Origin of the sequence: Nitrosomonas marina (assembly GCF_900110145.1) — a bacterium.
Taxonomy (GTDB): Bacteria; Pseudomonadota; Gammaproteobacteria; order Burkholderiales; family Nitrosomonadaceae; genus Nitrosomonas; species Nitrosomonas marina.
In genome coordinates this window covers 1-16,473 of the sequence record NZ_FOCP01000023.1, presented here as the reverse complement: position 1 = coordinate 16,473, position 16,473 = coordinate 1, and the positions used below count along the sequence as shown (strand labels likewise).

Sequence of the window (16,473 nt, the reverse complement as noted above, 5' to 3'; positions counted from 1 at the left end):
CAGACATAGTGTTCAGCAGTGAATATTTTTGAATAAACGTCATATATTAGATGGAGCTTCTCTAATGTCTATAACTGTACTGGTCGTGGAAGATGAACCGGCAATACAGGAATTGATTTCCTATAATCTGAAAAAATCGGGACTGACGCCTGTCTGCGCGATGGATGCCGAACAGGCGACTGTAATGGTCAATAACGTATTACCCGACCTGGTATTGCTTGACTGGATGTTACCCAAATCCAGCGGAATCGAGTTCGCCCGCCAGTTAAGACGCAATACGCGGACGCAGTCAATCCCGATCATCATGCTAACTGCAAGAATCGATCTGGATGACAAAGTGACCGGACTCGAAGCCGGTGCGGATGACTATATCACCAAACCGTTTTCACCCCGCGAATTGATAGCGCGCATCAAAGCTGTGTTACGCCGGCGCGTGCCAGAGATATCGGAAGAAATCATCGAAGCCGGCGGTCTGAGAATCGATCCGACAACGCACCGTGTTTTCGCCTATCACGACGATAATGCAGCTGCTGAACCCACCGAGGTTAAACTCGGTCCCACCGAATTTCGCCTGCTACACTTTCTCATGGCTCACAAGGAGCGCGTCTACACGCGCACGCAACTGCTCGACCGGATCTGGGGCGACCATGTTTTCATCGAGGACAGGACCGTCGACGTTCATATTCGCCGTCTGCGCAAGGTGCTGGAAAAAATCGGCAAAGATTATCTGGTGCAGACCGTGCGTGGCACGGGATACCGGTTTTCCAGCGAATACGAAACAGACTCAGGGGAACAGCAGCAATCGTAAGTCGACGATGCAGGCCTTATCAAATCACCATTGCTTCAAAGCCTATCCTGTAGACTGTTTCAACGTCCGGGATATACTCAAAGAGATAAAACCTGTCTATGTTGTCCGGTGATCCCGGTCTATAAACAGTGTTTAATCCGCCGGTGTCCCGCCAGATACAACGGCGTCCAGGCATGCGGGATTTTGTATACGAAATGATAACGCGCGACATGGTAACTCGGATCAAAGCCGTAAAAATTAAGCTGCATTTGCTGCAGCTCTTCATCGCGGTACTGCTGCAACGGTTTTAGCCGCTCGTCCTGACAGCGCTGCTGCACTTTTCGCTGTAATCGCGCTGTATAGTCTGCCGCATGCGCCAGCTGTTCCGCCCGTTGTTCGATTTCACGGATAAATCCCTGTCGGTCCAGTGCAATGCAATCATCTATCAGCCCCATTTCACAGGCCTCACTGGCACCGATTGGCAGACGGTTTTGTGTGAGCGATTCTACATAATCCGTACCGACCCGTTTGGGCAGTAAATAAGTCCAATATTCCGAGCCGTACAGATTGCCCATACTCTTGTAATGCGGATTCAGAACCACGCTCTTCCGGGCAAAAACGAAATCGGCCGCCAGCGACAAAAAAACACCACCCGCCCCTGCATTGGCCTGCAGCGCAGCGATGGTGAACTGTCGTTCGTTGGTGATAATCGCCAACGCCAGATCATTCATTGCGTTGATACTGTGCCAGGATTCATCCGCAGGACTGCCGGCGAATTCGATATGGTTCAAATGTATACCGTTCGACCAGAAATCCGCACCGCCCATCAACACGATCACTTTGATATTCTTCTGTTGCGTCGCTTTCAAATACGCCTGCTGCAGCCGTTGACACTGTCCGGCGTCCATGGCGCCGTTATAAAACGCGAAATGCAGATAACCCACATCATTTTTTTGCACGAACCAGATGTCACGGTATGTGTCATAGCGCACCGGCACGAACGGATCATAATCCACTTCAGGCACACCGTCGAATCGATCAGCACAGTAAGACTCCAACGCTGTTGTCGCCGCCAGCTTGAGTGTAAACGGCGCTGTTGGACTGTCTGGTTTGCGTTTCAGATGACCGATCCACACCGCGCCGTCGATGGTCGCGCGGCAAATGGCGTTATGGCGTTTCGCGATGATTTTTCCGGGCGCCCCCGTCAATCGTGCTTCAGAATGCGCGTCATACACATACCAGTCCACGTCCAATATCTTATCAAGTACGCCCGGAAAGCCATCTGCCGCATTGATTTTTTTCAGAACTGTATGGGTATTGTCCTGTTGCCAGTCAATTGCACGATCACTCTGGTAAATGGGCGTGTGCTTGCGTCCTCGCACTTCCGGCCGGGTATAATCCTGCGGTTCCGGTCGATAGCCGCCTGCTGCATAACGCTCGATTGCGGTCAACACAGCCCGGATGGCAGCCTCGACGACCTGATCGCGATACAAACTGCTTTTTTTGATCAAATGCACAGGCGGCATTCGAAAACTTTCAAACGCCCATATATCGCCGGCATCCATCTCGCCGTTTGCCTGCAACACGGTTACACCCCATTCTGCCTGTTCCTGCATCATGGCCCAGTCCAGTGCAGATGGCCCCCGGTCGCCGACTATGCCGGGATGGACGATCAGGCAAGGCACGTTACGCCAGATCGATTCGGGAATCGCACGTTTCAGAAATGGCGCAACGATAAGCTCGGGTTGAAACAATGCAACTGCCTGTTCACTGACAATATCATTGATATCGAACTCAATCGACACTGCATGGCGAAGGCGGGTCAGTTCAACATACAATCGCTGCGCCAGACTGTTGAAGCTGTGCGTCAAAAACAGAATTTTCATAAAATGGTAACTGAATCTGCTTCCAATATCATTCAGGATCAAGTTGATCCACAAAGCAGGCATATAGCTTATAGATTGCTAACACATCCGCATCAAAACTGTCCAGGGAACATCGATTTGAAATGCGATAAAACGGTGCTTCTTCAACAGATGCGCGGCAACTGGTCTCCACTCAGCCAGTCCACTACATGTGTGCCGCCAAAGCGGGTTTTCATCTGCACAAAGTAATGACTGTCGGCTATGATTTCACCAATAACAGCAGCGTTACGTCCCAAAGGATGCGCACGCATCGTATCAAGCAATCTGTCCGTATCTTCGGGCGCGCAAACGGCAATCAGCTTGCCCTCATTGGCCACATACATCGGATCGAAACCCAGAAATTCACAGGCCGCACTCACTTCCGGTTTCACCGGTATCCGCTCTTCAAACAGCATCATCCCTGCGCCGGACTGCTGCGCAATTTCATTCAAAGCCGCGGCAACGCCGCCACGTGTCGGATCGCGCAACACGTGAATACCAGGCACCGCTTCCACCATGACGGAGACCAGGTCGTGCAGTGAGGCAGTGTCGGATTCGAGCGAACTTTGAAACGCAAAATCCTCGCGTGCCAGCATGACGGCAATGCCATGGTCGCCGATCGTTCCGGAAATCAATATACTGTCGCCGGGTTTTGCACGCTCACTGGAAATAAAAACATTCTCGGGTATCCTGCCGATACCCGTAGTGGTGATAAAGACACCGTCGCCACTGCCCCGCTCCACGACTTTGGTGTCGCCGGTAATGATCGGAACCGGTATTACCCGCGCTGCTGCAGCCATCGATTCAACGATACGTTTAAGATCACCCAGAGGAAAACCTTCCTCCAGTATGAATCCGGCTGACAAATACAACGGCTTTGCACCGGCCATGACGACGTCATTAATCGTGCCATGCACGGACAGGCAGCCAATATCACCGCCTGGAAAAAAAAGCGGCGTAATTACATGACTGTCGGTCGCCATCACCATACGACCGCCCGCGCTTGTAAAGCCTGCCTGGTCGTTCATCTGACGCAGAATGTCATTATCAAACGCTTTCATGAAAAGCTGATCGATCAACTGCGCCATGGCACGTCCGCCGCTGCCATGCATCATCTCAACACAGCCGGTTTTAAAATCAAGCGTGCGTGTATACGCATGCTTTTTATTTGCCGATGACTGCATTAATGCCCTGCCATTTCGTGCTGGCTTTGATTGTCTCGAAACCGGCCGTATCGGAAATAGGCGGCGCAGGCACCCTCTGACGATACCATGCAGGATCCGATCGGATTGTCCGGTGTACAGACAGTGCCGAAAATCTTACAGTCACGCGGGTGTTTAACTCCACGCAGAATCGCACCACATTCGCATGCCTTGTGATCTGGAAGCGACAAAGCAGGGATCTCGAAACGCTGCTCTGCATCGAAATCTGCAAAACAGGATTTGATACGCAGCGCGCTGTACGGCACATGCCCCAGGCCACGCCATTCGAAAGAGCGGCGCAATTCAAATACGTCAGCGACCAGCTTCTGCGCCTTGATATTTCCGTGCGGCAATACCGCACGGGTAAATTCGTTTTCCACTTCAGCGCGGCCTTCGTTTATCTGCCGGACCAGCATCAGGACCGCCTGTATCACGTCGAGCGGCTCAAATCCGGCTATCACGACAGGCTTTTGAAATTCTTCTGCAAAGTATTCGTACGGCCTGGAGCCGATCACGGTGGACACATGCGCCGGACCAATGAACCCATCCAGCCGCACCTGGCCAAGCTGCCGTATTTCCGGCGACAAAAGAACATGCGAGATTGCTGAAGGCGTAAGCACATGATTGCAGAAAACGGTAAAATTAGACAAACCAAGCGCCTGGGCCTGTTTGATCACAACGGCTGTTGGCGGCGTAGTGGTTTCAAAGCCGATGGCCAGAAAAACGATACACTTGTCCGGGTTCTGCCGGGCTATGTCCAGTGCTTCCGAACTGGAATAGACCATGCGTATATCGGCACCCCGGCTTTTTACTTTCAGCAGGCTGTTGCCTTTCGCCGTCGGTATGCGCAGCATGTCGCCGTAGCTGCACAAAATGACTCCGGGTGTTTGCGCAAGTTGAATTGCGTTCTCCAGTCGCCCCATCGGCAGCACGCAGACCGGACAACCCGGCCCATGGATCATGTAAATATGCGTCGGAAGAAGATCGACTATGCCGTATCTGGAAATTGCATGGGTATGACCGCCGCAGAATTCCATCAAATAATAATGGCGGCGCGGATCGGCTTCTTTGGCAATCTGCCCGGCAATTTTACGCGCCAGTCTGCCATCTCGGAACGCTTCAATATACTTCATGGGGTACCGGTTTTCGAAGAATCCGGAAAATCGTCAGTTTGCGCGTACAGTTCTTCGAACAGCGCGAGCGTTTGTTCCGCTTCCTCGACATCAAGTTTCTGTATTGCATATCCGGCGTGCACGATTACGTAATCACCCGGATTGACCTCATCGACCAGTGCCAAAGAAATTTCCTTGCGTATTCCGGACAACTCGACAATCGCGTTCTCATCAGCGGTAAATTGCTCGACCTTTGCAGGGATAGCCAGGCACATATAAAATTTCAACAATTAGATCATCGACACACAAATTATGACATAATCGCCGAATACATTGATACATGTGTTTATCGTCAAGTCAATACGGTTGAATAGTACATATGCATACACCTGGGTTTTTGAGTAAGGTTCTTGGTCTGTTTTTTTTCTTTCTCCTGGCTTGCGGCGCAAAAGCCAGCGATGTATGGATAGACGTAAACACGATCGATCATACGCTCACAGTCATGCAGGGCGATAAAATACAGGAAGTTTTCGAAAACATCGCCATCGGACGCTTTGGTACAACCTGGCACAAGGTAACAAAAGACGATAAAACACCCCTGGGCGACTTCAGAATCGGATGGATCAATGAAAAAAGCCAGTACTATCGGTTTTTCGGCCTGGACTATCCTGACCGTGAAACAGCGCGACGCGCGTTTGAAGAAAACCGGATTGACCAGGATACCTGGCTGACAATACTGAAAGCGACCAATCAGGAAAGAACACCGCCGCAAAATACCGTCCTAGGCGGCTATATCGGGATTCACGGTATAGGTCGTGGAGATCCTGAAGTCCATGATCAGTTTCACTGGACCAATGGCTGTATTGCACTAACAAACGAACAAATCGACCTGCTGGGAAAATGGCTCAAGCCTGGCGTTATGGTCAAAATCCGTTAGCTGCCGGTTAAAAACACAGCATAAAAAAAAGATTTCCATATTCACCGTGGAAGCCATTTATTTTACTCAATAAATCAGCTAATATTCCTAATCACTGCTGATATTAAAAAATCAGAAGTGCCTCGTAACAAGGTTGGATTCATTATTGAAAAAATCGTTAAAATGAAAGAGGAGTTAAATTAGCATGACTAGAGACATTAAACGCACACTGGCATTAGTCGTAACAGCAGGCGCATTCATTGGTGTAACCGGCTGCGCAACCACAGGCGATTTGGATTCAACAAGAGCCGATTTGCAAACTCAAATCGACAGACTGTCAGCCGATGTCGCTGCAGCAAAATCAGATGCTGCGGCAGCCAATGCAAAAGCCAATGATGCCGTCAATATTGCTAACGAAGCGAATAGACGCTCAATGGATACAGCAGAAAAAATCGATCGTATGTTCAAAAAATCAATGCAAAAATAATTAATTTCATGTGATTTGATATGCTGAGCCCCTCATCACGAGGGGTTTTTTGTTTCCGGGCTCTTTGGGCTCTTTGGCCGCTTTTCCTGTAATACCGGCGCTGAACAAGAATCTGTTCAGTCTTTTCTATCCACGACCACATGTTCTTTTTGCGCACTCAGCGTACCGTGGTCAATGATCGCCAGTGTCAGCCTGGAAATCGCCACGCGCTTGCCCGTGGCTTCTTCGGTAATATCGGTCTGCCAGACCTGCGTGCGCCTTCCCGTATGCAACGGCGTGCAGGTTCCGATGACATGCCCCTTGGTCACTGCACGGATATGATTGATATTGAGCTCAAGACCAACCGCACGGTATTTGTCCGGATCAATCGTCATCCATCCTGAAACGCTACCCAGTGATTCCGACAATACACAGCTGGCACCGCCGTGCATAATGCCAAATGGCTGCGTTGTACGTTTGTCGACCGGCATGCGCGCTTTCAGAAAATCAGGGCCGACTTCAGTAAAATGTATACCAATATGCTCGCCCATGTTGGCGTTGCGCAAACCTTCCAGATATTCAATTGTATAATCCTTAAACCAGATACTGCTCATGAAAATTCCCTGTTGATATAAACGTTTTTAAAAACCATTATTTGCTATTGATCACTGCATCGATTTCCTTCAGCATGGTGTGATGATCACGGTAATCGACCGCGATCGAATAAACCGCGCCCTGATGCATCAGCCTCAACGAAGGAAATGAAAATGCATTCAGTTCGGCCGCCAGCTGAAGCTCCTGATGCAGTAACGCATCGGTATTTTCGCTGGTCAGATCCGATCTGAATACGGCGCCATTCAAGCCGATCGCTTTGGCACATTCCTGCAGCGTTTCTAAAAGAGACGGATTCCTGGCGGACTGATAATAGGCATTCTGAATCGCCCGCAGCATTTCCTCACCGGCAGCAGGATTCTGTTTTCCGGCCGCCAGAACTGCTCTGCATGCCGGATAAGTCGAGCGCATCGGTGTGTTAAGCGTCCAGAAATCATAATTGAAACACACGCCCGGCACCGTTTCTTCAATTTTCCGCCATGTTTGCCGAATCATATTACGCGTGGCCTCCGGCATGGGTTCCGTCGTATCCGGCGCAAGACCACCCAGCACATAAACCACTTCGACATCCTCGGGCAACGCCCGTTGCAGCGCAGACCAGCTATTGACGAACGCATAGCACCAACTGCACATCGGATCGTAGACATAATAAAGCCGGCTTGGTTCAGCCATTGATGAAAAATTCACAGACACTGACGCCACATTTGAATCGATACAAAAGAAACCGTCCAGATGATATCAAATGCTGGAAGATATTTCAGCCGACGCGCGACAAACATTCAGTGACACGTAATGATAAATCACCCTGCAAGAACAAGAATTAAGATGCATTTTCCAAACCAGACAATACTTCGCGAAAGCTGTTTAGGCCCGCCTCCAGGTTTTCAATGATTTCCTCTGCCAACTCATCCGGTTCGGGCAGATTTTCCAGGTCTGTGAGGCTCTTGTCCTTCAGCCAGAACAGATCAAGACTGGTTTTGTCCCGTGCCATAAGCGCTTCATAGGTGAATTTGCGCCAGCGTCCTTCCGGGTTCTTTTCCTCATCCCATGTCGCTTTGCGTTCGTGACGGTTGTGGGGGTTATAACAATCAATAAATTCCGCCAAGTCTTCGAACCTCAGCGGCTTCTTTTTCAGCGTATGGTGAATATTCGTGCGGTAATCATAGTACCAGACTTCTTTCGTCCACGGGTTCGGACTGGCTTCGCGGTTATCGAAAAAGATGACGTTCGCTTTTACGCCGTTCGCATAGAAAATCCCGGTAGGCAATCTCAAGATCGTATGCAGATCAGTGTTATCAAGCAGTTTACGCCGGATTGTTTCACCCGCACCGCCTTCAAACAGCACGTTATCTGGTACGACAACGGCAGCACGGCCCGTGGTCTTAAGCATGGTACGGATATGCTGTACAAAGTTAAGCTGTTTGTTTGAGGTCGTTGCCCAGAAATCCTGCCGGTTATAGGTGAGGTCTTCCCTGTCCTGTTCGCCTTCCTCGTTGGTAAAACTCATCGAGCTTTTCTTACCAAAGGGAGGGTTAGCCAACACATAATCAAAGCGTTTCCCTTCATCCGCTACCAGCGCATCATTAGGCGAGACCACGCTTTCCCCGTCAATCTCGCCAATGTTATGAAGGAACATATTCATAAGACACAGGCGGCGCGTGTTGGCCACAATCTCATTTCCAGAAAAGGTTTCATGTTTTAAGAAGGCTTTCTGATCTTTGTCGAGTGCATAGTTATCCGGGTTGGTGATGAAATCATAAGCCGTCAGAAAAAAACCACCGGTACCGCAAGCGGGGTCGGCAATCGTCTTGCCCGGTTCGGGCCGCACGCACTCCACCATAGCCTTGATAAGCGAGCGCGGTGTAAAGTACTGGCCAGCGCCGGACTTGGTGTCTTCTGCGTTCTTTTCCAGCAATCCTTCGTAAATGTCGCCTTTGGTGTCCGCGCCCATTGTTACCCATTCCGTGCCGTCAATCATATCGATCAAGCGGAATAGCTTGGCCGGGTCCTGGATTTTGTTTTGTGACTTGGTGAATATCTGGCCAAGCATGCCTTTCCTGGTGCTGAGTTCACGCAGCAAGGTAATGTAATGGCCTTCCAGCTCAGCGCCTTTCCTGGATTTAAGACTTTGCCAGTTATATTCGGCAGGAATACCCACATCGCGGTTATAGGGCGGCTTGGTATATTCATCGGCCATCTTCAGAAAGATCAGATAGGTCAGCTGCTCCAGATAGTCGCCATAGCCCACACCGTCATCCCGCAGGGTGGTACAGAAGCTCCAGACTTTTGATACGATTGATGCTGTATTCATGCTATGCGTGACCTTCTTTCATAATTTCTTCAGCTTCCCATTTCTTATAATTTTTACGCGTGCCTTCAACTTTCCATTCCATAGGCCCAGATGCAGGCCTGCCATTGACGACTGCTGCTGCCGCACTGGGACTGTTGAATGCATAATTTTGAGTGAAAACACGGTTCTTCCCATCTACAATCAAAACACCCTGATCGACCAGTTCATCAAAAAGCTTGCCGTAGCTACTGTTTTTAGCCGTAGCGCTCGTCCACTCCATTTTTGCTTTTGATCCGGCTTCGACGATGAAGTGACTGTCTTCGATTGTGGCCCGTGCCGTCAGTCCGTGCTTGGGTGTGTTCAATACAAAAATCGGTTTGTCACTGTTGGTGTTTGCAGCTTCCAACCGTTCTGTGGCTCTAGTATTCTGGATAAAGAAATCAAATTTCAGCGCAGGTAACACAAGGTAAATGTTGTCCAGAAAATCTTCCATATGCGCTTCCGCCGCCTCACTTAATAGAGAGGTTGCAGGATTATTACCATTATCCAGCGGTATTTTATTCGCCTGTCTTGCTTTCTCAACCAACCGGTTTTCAAGATATCGTATGTGGGCTTTGTTGAGTTGTTCGCCGCTTGATGTGATAAAAATTGAGGTAGACCACCAATCTTTTAGCGCATCATGATTTTTGATGCGTTTGCCAATATCGTCACTTTCGCCAATATACAATAACGGCCCGTCATCATTTTCACCGAGCAGAAGATACACACCCGGTCTGCTGGCTTCCTCACGCTTAAGGGCGTCTTTAAGCTGCGTGCGGCTGGTCACAAGCACATGCCCCGTCCATTGAAACGGGATGGTTGCCGTCAGCATGCCATCGGGATCACCATTTACAAAAAACAACTCTATAGATCGTCCTTTTTTATTAGGCGTCATGCCGCGTTCCTTTTCTTTTTATTGCCGTCTTTTTCGGCCTTGATGCGTTCGAGCAGGACAGAGGCGGGTTCATCGCTTGGGTCTTGAGCAACCAGTTTTCCTGAGAAGGCTTGTTTGAGAATGGATTGGCGCAAGGCTTCGGTTTTTTGGAGTTCTGAGTCTATGATTTCTTCAAAATTATCAATTATTGAGAAACGAAACTGAATTTCTTTTTGAATTTGTTCTGTCTCTTCCGTACTGCAAATTGGCACAACAATATTTTTTATGCGCTCCTGCCCAATGTTCCGCATCGAATCTTGATTACCAGTAGAACGTTTCATTATTTCATTCCGCCCAGCTTGAGCACGAAGATAATACAAAAAATAGTAAGGGTTTATATCTTCAAATTTAATTCTTAGCGTCTTATCGCTTAGCATAATGCTCTTTGTAACTTTTTTTGCAATTACGCATGCACCAACAAGCTCTATAGTATTTGCACGGCTGAACAGAAAATCATCTGGTTCAATAAAGTAAGAAGAATTGACTTTTTCGGGGTTGGTGCAAGTCTTGCTTTCCGATTCATCGTATTCTCCCCATGTTACGGCACTGACTTTTGCTACTCCTACCTCATCTTGCTTTGGCTCTCTTTCGTCACATTTGAAACTTTTTCCAGCACCAATATTTTCAATGAAATATCCCAAGCGAGCATACTTCCAACTTTTTGGCAAAGAAGGCAGTTTCTTAAGCTCATCGGCGGCAGGCTCTTCAAGCTTCTTAAACCGTTCCGACGAAATATTCGCAAGCAACTCTTCAGCGGTTTCGAGTTTATCTTTGTTGTCTTCGCGCCAGTCGGCGGTGAGTTTGCCTTCGAAGGCGTGTTTGAGAACGGCTTGGCGGTAGATTTTGAGTTGTTCACGGACGGTTTTGAGGCTTTCTATCCCCTTATCCAGTTCGGAAAACAGCGCTTCAATCTTGGCCACAATCCGCTTTTGCTCGTTGTATGGTGCCAAACGAAAATTCAATTTCTCGAAATTACCTTTATTTATGATCGATATGGTTGTTGCCGAAGAATATTCCTCAAGCTGGGAGCGAAAGTATGCGGATTGGGTTTGATAAAATACAAATGAGGGATTTATTTCTGCATGCGGTAATATGGCATTGATTTGTTGATTGAATGCTACTGGTGATTTATTGATACCTATTTTCCCCAAATTGCCTATACAGGAAACTAAAATAGAGTTTTCTGGAGCAACTCTGCCTTTCTCCATCCCGACTTGCGAAAGATTTTCTTTTGTATTTGCAATAACTGAATTTAAAAGATTTGGAGGCTTTACAAATGGGATATGATCTCCGTAATTTTCCTTCTGTTTTGTTGAAGGCGTATTACCGGTAACAGCGTCACCGATATCCTGAACTTTTGTAATTGTCCAGTTTTTAGGCAATTCACTCACGCCACCAGTGCCTCATTCAATTCATTAATGAGCTTGTCCATATCATCCCCGAACAGCTTATACATTTTGCCAAGACCGCCCTTGGCATCAAAAGGGTTTGATTCCAGATCATCACGCTCAATATGAAAAGAGTTGATGATGTGATCCCGGATCATATGGAGCCATTCCATTTGTTCTTTGTTAAATTTTGTGTCGCCGCCGCTGTGGTGCTTCATGATCCAGTCCTGGAAGTTTTTCCGTACCGTTTCGCTGTGCCGGGACACGGTTTTATCAATACCGCAGGCCCGACGAATGAGGGAAATGAGTGCAGTTAGTTCATTGACCGGATTCTCATCCCGATAGCCGTCAAGGTAGGCATAGGCTTTCCATACACGAAGCGGAGCCAGCATCGGCTTATCTTCGTGAAGTCTTGCCTTGACCATTTTAATCATGGCTAGCGTTATATCCTGACGCCGATGCGGGATTTTATAAAATATGGTCAACGCTTCGATTTCGTCCCGATTTTCTTCCAGGTAGGCTTCAAAATCCTGTACCATCGCTCGCGCATTTTCTTCTGCGTCGCCAACCCAACCTACATTTGTCGGCTTATCAATCACGCCGTGGTCGATGATTTGTTCCTTGTCCCGCCGGATGCTATCGAGCAACTCTATCAACTCGCCGGTGAAAACATTTGCAGCGTTACTGACCAGATCGCTTTGCGCTTTTGAACGAGTTTCGGGTTGTGGCTCCTGATCTGCCGGTGTTTTATCAATTTCTCGCGCTTTTTTCTCGATATTGTCCGGGTCAATGGCGGCGAGCAGGTTGCCAACAATGTCGGTGAGTTCCAGACCGCCGGATTTTTCTTTGATCCGCTCAAGGTCTTTATCGTTGAGCTGTTTATTCAGGCGCGACAGGCGGCCTGCAAGGGAGCTGACCGTATTTTCATCCGTCGCGCCCATCATCACACCCATTGCTAGGTCTTTAAGCGGCACAGAAGGTTTCGTGATTAAAGGCTGGCTGGCTGTTTTCAGCGATTTAGTTACGCCGATAGCGTCCACAATCACATAGTGGGTTTTGGCGCTGGTTGCCGACGGCGTAACTTTCCTCAAATCGTCATAGCCCAGTGTTCTTGTACCGCGGCCCTTCATTTGCTCAAAGTAATTACGGCTTTTGACATCGCGCATAAATAGCAAACATTCCAGCGGCTTTACGTCTGTTCCCGTGGCGATCATGTCAACCGTCACGGCAATGCGCGGATTATAGTCATTGCGAAATTGTGCCAGTACGGATTTTGGGTCTTCCTTCGACTGGTAAGTGACTTTTTTGCAAAACTCGTTTCCTTCGCCGAATTCCTTGCGTACCGTCTGGATAATATCGTCGGCGTGACTGTCGGTTTTGGCAAAGATCAGCGTCTTCGGCACTTCGCTCCGTCCGGGGAAGATATTGGGCAGTTGTTCCTTGAAGGTACGAATGACGGTGCGGATCTGATCCGGAAGAACGATATCCTTATCAAGCTGGGTCGCTGCATAAACTTCATCTTCGTCTTGTGTTTCCCAGCGTTTTTTTCGTGTGAGCTTTTCCCGGCGTTCGACTTGCTGGTTGGCCTTGATGGTACCGCCACTTTTGGTTTTCTCGGTTTCGATCACATAAATTTCGTTGCCAACACTCACACCGTCGGCTACGGCTTTTTCGTGATCGTATTCACTGACCACGTTCTTATCAAAAAAACCGTAGGTGCGGTTGTCCGGCGTGGCGGTCAGACCGATCAGGTAAGCGTCAAAATATTCCAGTACCTGCCGCCACAGGTTATAAATTGAACGGTGGCATTCGTCGATGATGATGAAATCGAAAAACTCAGGCGGGACTTTCTCGTTATAGCCGACAGGCACAGGCTCTTTCGGCTTGGTTAACTGCTCGGCCAGTGGAATTTCCTCTGCCACTTCGTCCAGCTCTTCATCCTTCAGGATCGAGTACATTCGTTGGATGGTACTGATACAGACTTGCGCGTCTCTTGGCACATAACGGGATGATAGTCGTCGAGCATTGTAAAGCTCGGTAAATTTGCGGTTATCGTCATTCGGTACGAACTTCATGAATTCCTGCTCGGCCTGCTCTCCGAGGTTTTTGGTATCAACCAGAAACAGGATGCGCTTGGCGTCGGCATGTTTTAGAAGACGGTAAGCTGACGTAATAGCGGTGAAGGTTTTGCCTGAACCTGTAGCCATCTGCACCAAGGCGCGGGGGCGGTCTTCTTTGAACGATTGCTCGAGGTTTTCAATAGCTGTAATCTGACAATCCCGTAGCCCTTCATGGTTAAGTGGAGGCAGTTCCTGCAATCGTCTTCGCAACGATTTGGGCTGTTCAAACCATTCTTTAAGCGTTTCCGGTTTGTGAAAGGAAAAGATTTCCCGTGATCGCGGTTTCGGGTCTTTGCTGTTGGTAAAGCGGGTGATGACCCCGGTGCTTTCATAAACAAACGGTAACGGTTCGCTGTTCTTGATCCATTTCAGTCTGGACACGGCATAAATGCCGGATTGTTCTTCGACGACCGTAATATTCTGTGCTTCTTCTTCTCGTTTGGCTTCGATAATGCCAACGGCTCGCTTGTCTACGAACAACACATAGTCAGTTGGGCCAACATCGGATTGATACTCACGGACGGCAATACCCGGTCCTGCCGTGAAATTAATCTTGTCCTTGTCCTGAACCCGCCAGCCAGCCTGGCGCAACATGTTATCAATGTTGTCCCGGGCCTTTTGTTCAGGATTCCGGTATTTATCGGTCATTGCCATCCATTAATTTTTTTTCAACGTATATTTCAATCAGTTCAATTAACTCAATATACTATTTCGGGTTACTGTGTTAAAGCCTGATTATATCTGCTTAGGCAACAGATTGAAGCGTACGAAAAAAGGAAGCATACACGAGGTATATGAGGCATCCTGAGTTCGATTTAAGTGCCACGATGTGTTTTTCAGTGTGGTTTTGAACAAGTTTTACACAGTTGCCACTTTATCGGCTTTAAATTGACCCATACAATATCAATGAATTTGCCTGCAAAAAACTGAAGGAGGCCGCAATGACAGGAAAATATGAAAAAACACAGCAAGCAGTTGAAAAATTGGATGAATTACAGTTCCAGGTCACTCAGCACGGCGATACCGAGCCGCCCTTTCGCAATACTTTCTGGGACCATAAAGAAGAAGGACTGTATGTGGATGTCGTTTCCGGGGAGCCCCTGTTTTCCTCGACAGACAAATATGACTCCCACTCCGGCTGGCCGAGTTTTACCAGACCAGTACGTGACGAATATGTGACTGAGCATTCGGATACCAGCCACGGCATGATCCGTACGGAAGTAAAATCGCGCCACGGCGGATCGCATCTCGGCCATGTTTTTCCTGACGGCCCCCGCGACAAGGGCGGTTTGCGCTATTGCATCAATTCGGCATCACTGCGGTTTATCCCCAAAAACAGGCTTGAAGAAGAAGGCTACGGCGAATATCTTGATCTGTTTGAAAACAGCAAAGAGAACACTGGAAAGCGTGTTCAATCCGATAGCCAGGAAGAAACCGCCATCCTTGCCGGCGGATGTTTCTGGGGTATGCAGGATTTGTTCCGCAAGCAACCGGGCGTCCTGCGTACGCGCGCTGGTTATACCGGCGGTCACACGCCGCACGTTACATACCGGGATATCAAAAAGGGCGATACCGGTCACGCGGAAGCCATTGAAGTGGTATTCGACCCTCGCCTGACGTCTTACCGAAAACTGCTGGAGTTTTTCTTCACCATGCATGATCCGACGACAAAGAACCGCCAGGGAAACGATATCGGCGACAGCTATCGCTCGGCGATTTTTTTTCTGAACGAAGTGCAGGAAAAAACAGCCCGGGATCTGATCGCTGAAATCGAAGCAAGCGGCGTTCTGCCCGGCAGTATTCAAACCGAGGTGGTTAAAGCTTCACAGTTTCACGATGCGGAAGAAGAGCATCAGGACTATCTGGAAAAACATCCGTGGGGATATACCTGTCACTGGGTCCGTCCGGAATGGGCATTGAAAAACCGAGTTGCAGAGAATTAAGCCGCAAAATGGACAGAAAGACATTATCATTTAAAAGCCAAAATGATCCCCCGAATACGGTCTGATCGGTATAACCGGGCCAATTCATTAACCGGCACCATGAACGGTTCTTGAGGCATTGTCGGTCAGTACTGCCCTACCCCGCAAATAATCGAAACGGCGTTATACCCCGCCGTTCTCTTTGCGACTTACGGTCGAGATACGCAAGCAGTCCGGTGAAAGGACGGCAAATCAGCCCCTCGGATCTTATATTCGTGATCACTTGTTTGCCGAAAAGACAAGGAAAAGCCGCGTCGTCAAAAAACCCAGGACCGATACAGCCATACTAGCCATGGCACTCTCCGAATTGAGGCAGTCTTGACTGGGCTCTAATTTCAATCAACTGGCCACGGTCACCAACATGGGCACGCTGGATATAACCCGGAATTTGAACAAGAAATTGAGCAGGCTTACCGGAAAATTCAAGCCATGCGAGCATTACCCTTTACGGCGCTTGGTGTAGTGCCGGTGGAAGATGAATGATTCTTGTCGGCAGTCAGTGCGGCGAAGCCAAGAACCTGGCCCCGTATTTACTCAAAGAAGATAATGTCAATCAGCTTTAAAAACTGTCCAGTCATCAGCATCGAGAACTGCCCACTTGGTTTAGTTGGTTGTTAAACGGCCCTAGATGAGCGTCGTACCAGCGTAATACCTAACAAACCCATAAACATCAACGCTATATTGGTTGGCTCAGGTATCGGCACCGTTACATCTGGCGTTG

The 16,473-nt window shown here is 48.7% G+C and carries 16 protein-coding genes; 4 read left to right on the top strand and 12 right to left on the bottom strand.

Features of this window, described 5'->3' with window-relative positions; translation table 11 throughout:
• The first annotated feature begins 64 nt into the window (after positions 1 to 64).
• On the top strand, positions 65 to 808 hold the full coding sequence (phoB, locus tag BMX44_RS13400) for a phosphate regulon transcriptional regulator PhoB (RefSeq protein ID WP_090633942.1): 744 nt from the start codon (positions 65 to 67) through the stop codon (positions 806 to 808).
• 119 nt (positions 809 to 927) lie between these two features.
• Here the strand turns inward: phoB and BMX44_RS13395 are convergent, their stop codons facing one another.
• The 4 genes from BMX44_RS13395 to BMX44_RS13380 form a co-directional block, all read right to left on the bottom strand.
• Positions 928 to 2,673 (bottom strand): hydrogenase maturation protein, encoded by a 1,746-nt coding sequence (locus BMX44_RS13395; protein WP_090634016.1) that lies wholly within the window; start codon positions 2,671 to 2,673, stop codon positions 928 to 930.
• Positions 2,674 to 2,816: 143 nt separating this feature from the next.
• Positions 2,817 to 3,875, bottom strand: a complete 1,059-nt coding sequence (hypE, locus tag BMX44_RS13390) for a hydrogenase expression/formation protein HypE (protein ID WP_090633940.1) — start codon at positions 3,873 to 3,875, stop codon at positions 2,817 to 2,819.
• On the bottom strand, positions 3,875 to 5,026 hold the full coding sequence (hypD, locus tag BMX44_RS13385) for a hydrogenase formation protein HypD (protein WP_090633938.1): 1,152 nt from the start codon (positions 5,024 to 5,026) through the stop codon (positions 3,875 to 3,877). Before hypD ends, hypE begins: the two co-directional genes overlap by 1 nt.
• Positions 5,023 to 5,280, bottom strand: coding sequence for a HypC/HybG/HupF family hydrogenase formation chaperone (locus BMX44_RS13380; RefSeq protein WP_090633936.1), 258 nt, complete (start codon positions 5,278 to 5,280; stop codon positions 5,023 to 5,025). The genes hypD and BMX44_RS13380 overlap by 4 nt, the downstream gene beginning before the upstream one ends.
• A gap of 104 nt (positions 5,281 to 5,384) precedes the next feature.
• On the opposite strand from BMX44_RS13380, the gene BMX44_RS13375 reads away from it, so the two are divergent.
• Positions 5,385 to 5,942, top strand: coding sequence for a L,D-transpeptidase (locus BMX44_RS13375; RefSeq protein WP_090633935.1), 558 nt, complete (start codon positions 5,385 to 5,387; stop codon positions 5,940 to 5,942).
• 184 nt (positions 5,943 to 6,126) lie between these two features.
• The gene (locus BMX44_RS13370) at positions 6,127 to 6,408 is read left to right on the top strand and encodes an Lpp/OprI family alanine-zipper lipoprotein (RefSeq protein ID WP_090633933.1); all 282 of its coding nucleotides are present in this window, start codon (positions 6,127 to 6,129) and stop codon (positions 6,406 to 6,408) included.
• Positions 6,409 to 6,524: 116 nt separating this feature from the next.
• Here BMX44_RS13370 and BMX44_RS13365 read toward each other — a convergent pair whose 3' ends face one another.
• The 6 genes from BMX44_RS13365 to BMX44_RS13340 form a co-directional block, all read right to left on the bottom strand.
• On the bottom strand, positions 6,525 to 7,001 hold the full coding sequence (locus tag BMX44_RS13365) for a hotdog fold thioesterase (protein ID WP_090633930.1): 477 nt from the start codon (positions 6,999 to 7,001) through the stop codon (positions 6,525 to 6,527).
• Between the two features lie 37 nt (positions 7,002 to 7,038).
• Positions 7,039 to 7,671, bottom strand: coding sequence for a DsbA family protein (locus tag BMX44_RS13360; RefSeq protein ID WP_090633928.1), 633 nt, complete (start codon positions 7,669 to 7,671; stop codon positions 7,039 to 7,041).
• Positions 7,672 to 7,819: 148 nt separating this feature from the next.
• On the bottom strand, positions 7,820 to 9,310 hold the full coding sequence (locus BMX44_RS13355) for a class I SAM-dependent DNA methyltransferase (RefSeq protein WP_090633926.1): 1,491 nt from the start codon (positions 9,308 to 9,310) through the stop codon (positions 7,820 to 7,822).
• 1 nt (position 9,311) lies between these two features.
• Positions 9,312 to 10,223, bottom strand: a complete 912-nt coding sequence (locus BMX44_RS13350) for a GIY-YIG nuclease family protein (RefSeq protein ID WP_090633923.1) — start codon at positions 10,221 to 10,223, stop codon at positions 9,312 to 9,314.
• Positions 10,220 to 11,653, bottom strand: a complete 1,434-nt coding sequence (locus BMX44_RS13345) for a restriction endonuclease subunit S (RefSeq protein WP_090633921.1) — start codon at positions 11,651 to 11,653, stop codon at positions 10,220 to 10,222. Before BMX44_RS13345 ends, BMX44_RS13350 begins: the two co-directional genes overlap by 4 nt.
• Positions 11,650 to 14,424, bottom strand: a complete 2,775-nt coding sequence (locus BMX44_RS13340; protein WP_245738940.1) for a type I restriction endonuclease subunit R — start codon at positions 14,422 to 14,424, stop codon at positions 11,650 to 11,652. The genes BMX44_RS13345 and BMX44_RS13340 overlap by 4 nt, the downstream gene beginning before the upstream one ends.
• A gap of 287 nt (positions 14,425 to 14,711) precedes the next feature.
• Between BMX44_RS13340 and BMX44_RS13335 the strand changes: the two genes are divergently transcribed.
• Entirely contained in the window at positions 14,712 to 15,713 is a 1,002-nt protein-coding gene (locus BMX44_RS13335) for a bifunctional methionine sulfoxide reductase B/A protein (protein ID WP_090633917.1), read from the top strand.
• 325 nt (positions 15,714 to 16,038) lie between these two features.
• On the opposite strand, the gene BMX44_RS16900 is transcribed toward BMX44_RS13335, so the two are convergent.
• Both BMX44_RS16900 and BMX44_RS17565 read right to left on the bottom strand, forming a co-directional pair.
• Positions 16,039 to 16,191 carry a hypothetical protein gene (locus BMX44_RS16900; RefSeq protein WP_177167765.1) on the bottom strand — a complete coding sequence of 51 codons (153 nt, stop codon included), beginning with the start codon at positions 16,189 to 16,191 and terminating at the stop codon, positions 16,039 to 16,041.
• Between the two features lie 175 nt (positions 16,192 to 16,366).
• Entirely contained in the window at positions 16,367 to 16,456 is a 90-nt protein-coding gene (locus BMX44_RS17565; RefSeq protein WP_218143972.1) for a PEP-CTERM sorting domain-containing protein, read from the bottom strand.
• Between the last annotated feature and the right edge of the window lie 17 nt (positions 16,457 to 16,473).

Bases quoted from the DNA above. Each gene is read 5' to 3' on its own strand.
- phoB (WP_090633942.1), top strand. From the start codon at position 65: ATGTCTATAACTGTACTGGTCGTGGAAGATGAACCGGCAATACAGGAA.
- BMX44_RS13395 (WP_090634016.1), bottom strand. From the start codon at position 2,673: ATGAAAATTCTGTTTTTGACGCACAGCTTCAACAGTCTGGCGCAGCGA.
- hypE (WP_090633940.1), bottom strand. From the start codon at position 3,875: ATGCAGTCATCGGCAAATAAAAAGCATGCGTATACACGCACGCTTGAT.
- hypD (WP_090633938.1), bottom strand. From the start codon at position 5,026: ATGAAGTATATTGAAGCGTTCCGAGATGGCAGACTGGCGCGTAAAATT.
- BMX44_RS13380 (WP_090633936.1), bottom strand. From the start codon at position 5,280: ATGTGCCTGGCTATCCCTGCAAAGGTCGAGCAATTTACCGCTGATGAG.
- BMX44_RS13375 (WP_090633935.1), top strand. From the start codon at position 5,385: ATGCATACACCTGGGTTTTTGAGTAAGGTTCTTGGTCTGTTTTTTTTC.
- BMX44_RS13370 (WP_090633933.1), top strand. From the start codon at position 6,127: ATGACTAGAGACATTAAACGCACACTGGCATTAGTCGTAACAGCAGGC.
- BMX44_RS13365 (WP_090633930.1), bottom strand. From the start codon at position 7,001: ATGAGCAGTATCTGGTTTAAGGATTATACAATTGAATATCTGGAAGGT.
- BMX44_RS13360 (WP_090633928.1), bottom strand. From the start codon at position 7,671: ATGGCTGAACCAAGCCGGCTTTATTATGTCTACGATCCGATGTGCAGT.
- BMX44_RS13355 (WP_090633926.1), bottom strand. From the start codon at position 9,310: ATGAATACAGCATCAATCGTATCAAAAGTCTGGAGCTTCTGTACCACC.
- BMX44_RS13350 (WP_090633923.1), bottom strand. From the start codon at position 10,223: ATGACGCCTAATAAAAAAGGACGATCTATAGAGTTGTTTTTTGTAAAT.
- BMX44_RS13340 (WP_245738940.1), bottom strand. From the start codon at position 14,424: ATGGCAATGACCGATAAATACCGGAATCCTGAACAAAAGGCCCGGGAC.
- BMX44_RS13335 (WP_090633917.1), top strand. From the start codon at position 14,712: ATGACAGGAAAATATGAAAAAACACAGCAAGCAGTTGAAAAATTGGAT.
- BMX44_RS16900 (WP_177167765.1), bottom strand. From the start codon at position 16,191: ATGCTCGCATGGCTTGAATTTTCCGGTAAGCCTGCTCAATTTCTTGTT.